Source organism: Streptomyces sp. NPDC001880 (assembly GCF_053594575.1).
The window spans coordinates 1-3,160 of sequence record NZ_JBSFET010000229.1; the positions used below are offsets into that span (position 1 = coordinate 1).

Here is a 3,160-nt window from a genome sequence, read left to right on the forward strand (position 1 = left end):
CGACGCGACAGTCGACCGGACAACCAAGGCGACCGGCAACGTCTCGCTGTTCAACGCCGCGCAGTGGGGATTGGTCAGGAGCGACCCGTCGTCTTTCTTCGCCGTTGCCGCGCCCGATCTGCCGCTGCATACAGTCGAGGAGATCCTCGACGAACTCGGCGGCCGGCGCGTAATGACCGTCGAGGCCAAGACGTCTGCCGGGGTCGCACCGATCGCCGCCATGATCAAAGCCCGGCGCCTCGAACGCAGCGTGCTGATCAACACGAACACGCCGAGTGTCGTCGCGACGATCAAGGCGGCTGGATGCCTCGCGCATCTGTGGCGGTCCGCTTCACAGATGGCGACCGACAACCCTGCGACGATCAAGGCGAGCGGCGCCGACCTGCTCGACCTCGACATCACCGGCACCGACGCGCAGATCACCGCCGCGATCGCGCAGCAGTACCCGCTCGGCGTGTGGGCGCACACCCTGACCCGGCGAGTCCAGCGCGACCGCGCTCTCGCGCTCGGATGCCGCGGCATCATCACTGACTACCCCGGCTACGTGTCCGGGCGGGTCGCACGTCGCACGTCGTCGTCGTTCGGCACTGGCCAATGGGGGTATGGGTACGTACCGTCGGGCAGCGTCCGCCCGGTACTCGACGCGTCCGGGCGTATCCCGTTGCCCGCCCCGACAAGCAGCACCGACGTTCAGGTGCTGCTCGCCGGAGAGGTGTCCGGCGCCCCGGCCACCGGCACGTTCGACGTGAAGTTCTCTGTTCCGACGGCGGGGTCGGCAGGGTGGTCTCTGCTGTCGCTGCACCTCGGCGCGGACGACGGCCCGACCGAGCTGTCGTCGAGCGCGATCGTCCACAACGGGTACACGGTGCAGGTCAGCAACAACAGCAGCCTTCGGATCTACCGCGATGACAAGGCGGCGGGCACGTCAACGCAGCTCGCGAACACCGCAGCGGGCACAACCCTCGCCGCGAACACGACGTACACCCTCCGGTGTGTGCTCACGGCGTCGCAGATCACGGTGTCGATCCCCGAAGTGGCGGGGCTGACCACCACGGTCACGGACTCCACCTACCGGGTGCCGTGGTCGATCTTCGTTGGGCGGAACTACAACGCCAGCGCGACCGGACTGATCAACGTCCTGAGCATCAGCACTCCTTGAATCCTCACCCTTACCGAGCCCCGGACCGCTACGGCCGGGGCTCTCGCATGTCTGGAGGCCCCATGGCCACACCCCTGTCCGTCGCGGCTGTCCTCGCCGCCCTCCGCGCAGAGGGTGTGCGCGTCGTCGAGGTCGGCAACTGGCGCACCCACAACCGCAACTCGAAGGGCTCGTGGGGCCCGCTGAACGGCAGCATCGTGCACCACACCGTGACCAAGGGCACCGCGTCCACCGTGCGGATAGTCCGTGACGGCTACGCCGACCTTCCCGGCCCCCTCTGCCACGGCATGATCGCGAAGGACGGCCAGGTGCACATGGTCGGCTGGGGCCGCACCAACCACGCCGGGGGTGGCGACCCCAAGGTGCTGGCGCGCGTCGTCGCCGAGGACTACGTAGACCGGCCGCCGAAGCCCACCCGCGGCAACAGCAACGGGGCCGACGGCAACGCGCACTTCTACGGCTGGGAGTGTCAGAATCTCGGCGACGGCAAGGATCCCTGGCCGGCCGCCCAGTACGACGCGATCGTGCGTGTCCAGGCCGCCCTGTGCCGGGCGCACGACTGGTCGGCGAAGTCCGTGATCGGCCACTGCGAGTGGTCGAGCGACAAGGTCGACCCCCGCGGCTTCACTATGACCGCCCTGCGCGCCGACGTCGCCGAGCGGCTGAAGCACCCCGCCAGTTGGAACCCCGGCGGCACCACCACCCCGCCGAAGGAGGCGCCCGTGTCGAGCACGGACAGCAAGGTCACCTCGCTGCACACCAACTTGATGAAGATCGGCGAGATCGGCACCACCGCCAAGGGCACGGCGTCCGGCCGTGTAGAGCACGGCGCTGGCTACTACCTCGCTCACATCCTCTCGGAAGTCCGCGCCCTCCGCGCGGACGTCGCCGCTCTGAAGAAGGAGAAGTAACCATGGCTGCCCCCATCGAAGCGAAGGTCAAGGCGGCGTCGGCCGCCAGCTTCCTGGCCGGTCTCGCGATCGCCGTCCTGAACGCGGTAGCCGCGGACAGCTCCCTGCTCGGCCCGCTGCCGTCGTGGCTTCAGGCGCCGGCCCTGGCCCTGGTCCCGGCCGCGCTGACATGGCTGGCCGGGTATCAGACCAGGCACACCGTCCGTGACCACGTCGACCCCACCCAGGGCTGACCTGCCCGCACAGCGCCTGAGCAACGGAGTAGCACGTGCCTGATGAGCCGACTCTCGGCGAGGTGATGCGCCGACTCGAAGATGTCCGCACCGACCTCAAGGACGACTTCCGGGAGCTCGGTCTCCGTCTGGACAGCAAGGTCTCCCTGGAGCGCTACCAGCTCGAGCAAGTCGCACGCGACGACGCGCTGAAGCTCCTCGTGGAGCGGGTGCGTGGTATCGAGGAGGCGCGCGAGCAGGCGGCCCAGAACCGCCGGGACGAGGATCAGCGTGCGGCAGACCGCCGGGCCGCGGACCGGCGCCTCATCTTCACCGCTCTGATCGCACCGGTCCTGCTGCTGATCCTGACCGTGTACCTGAATGCGCAGGGGGCTGGGGCATGAGGCGACACAAGAGCGCGGGCGCCGACCGGCGGCGCACTGACCTCGTGTTCACGCTGGCCGCCGCGGTGGCCCTGGCCGGGTTCGCGGTCCTCGTCGTCACAATGCAGGGGCTCTCTCACGACCTCCGTACCGCGAACGAAGCGAGGGACGCCCTGGCTCAGCAGATCGAGCGGCTGGGGGAATCCCCGGTGGCTGGCCCGCCCGGCAGCCGCGGCCAGCCCGGCGCTTCGGTCGTCGGCCCACCAGGGCCGCAGGGCGAGCCAGGGTCGATCGGCCCGACTGGACCTGTGGGCCCGAGCGGTAGCCCCGGCGTCGACGGCAAAGACGGCGCATCCGTCGTCGGCTCGCCAGGTCCCACGGGCGCCCCGGGCACGGACGGGCAGTCCGTCGTAGGCCCGGCCGGCCCGAAGGGCGACGCCGGTCCCACGGGTCCGCCCGGCGCCGACGGAAGGAACGGGACCGACGGCAAGGACG

Annotated in this window: 5 protein-coding genes; all 5 read left to right on the plus strand. The window is 69.9% G+C overall.

All coding sequences use genetic code 11. The annotated features are described in order from the left end of the window. A partial coding sequence (locus ACWCQ6_RS36590) for a glycerophosphodiester phosphodiesterase (protein WP_451096737.1) occupies positions 1–1,159 on the plus strand: 1,159 nt, incomplete at its 5' end. A gap of 62 nt (positions 1,160–1,221) precedes the next feature. Next, positions 1,222–2,070, plus strand: a complete 849-nt coding sequence (locus ACWCQ6_RS36595; RefSeq protein ID WP_451096739.1) for an N-acetylmuramoyl-L-alanine amidase — start codon at positions 1,222–1,224, stop codon at positions 2,068–2,070. A gap of 2 nt (positions 2,071–2,072) precedes the next feature. Further along, positions 2,073–2,303, plus strand: a complete 231-nt coding sequence (locus tag ACWCQ6_RS36600) for a holin (protein ID WP_451096741.1) — start codon at positions 2,073–2,075, stop codon at positions 2,301–2,303. A gap of 35 nt (positions 2,304–2,338) precedes the next feature. Next, positions 2,339–2,686, plus strand: a complete 348-nt coding sequence (locus ACWCQ6_RS36605) for a hypothetical protein (RefSeq protein WP_451096743.1) — start codon at positions 2,339–2,341, stop codon at positions 2,684–2,686. Then, a partial coding sequence (locus ACWCQ6_RS36610) for a collagen-like protein (protein WP_451096745.1) occupies positions 2,683–3,160 on the plus strand: 478 nt, incomplete at its 3' end. The genes ACWCQ6_RS36605 and ACWCQ6_RS36610, both read left to right, overlap by 4 nt.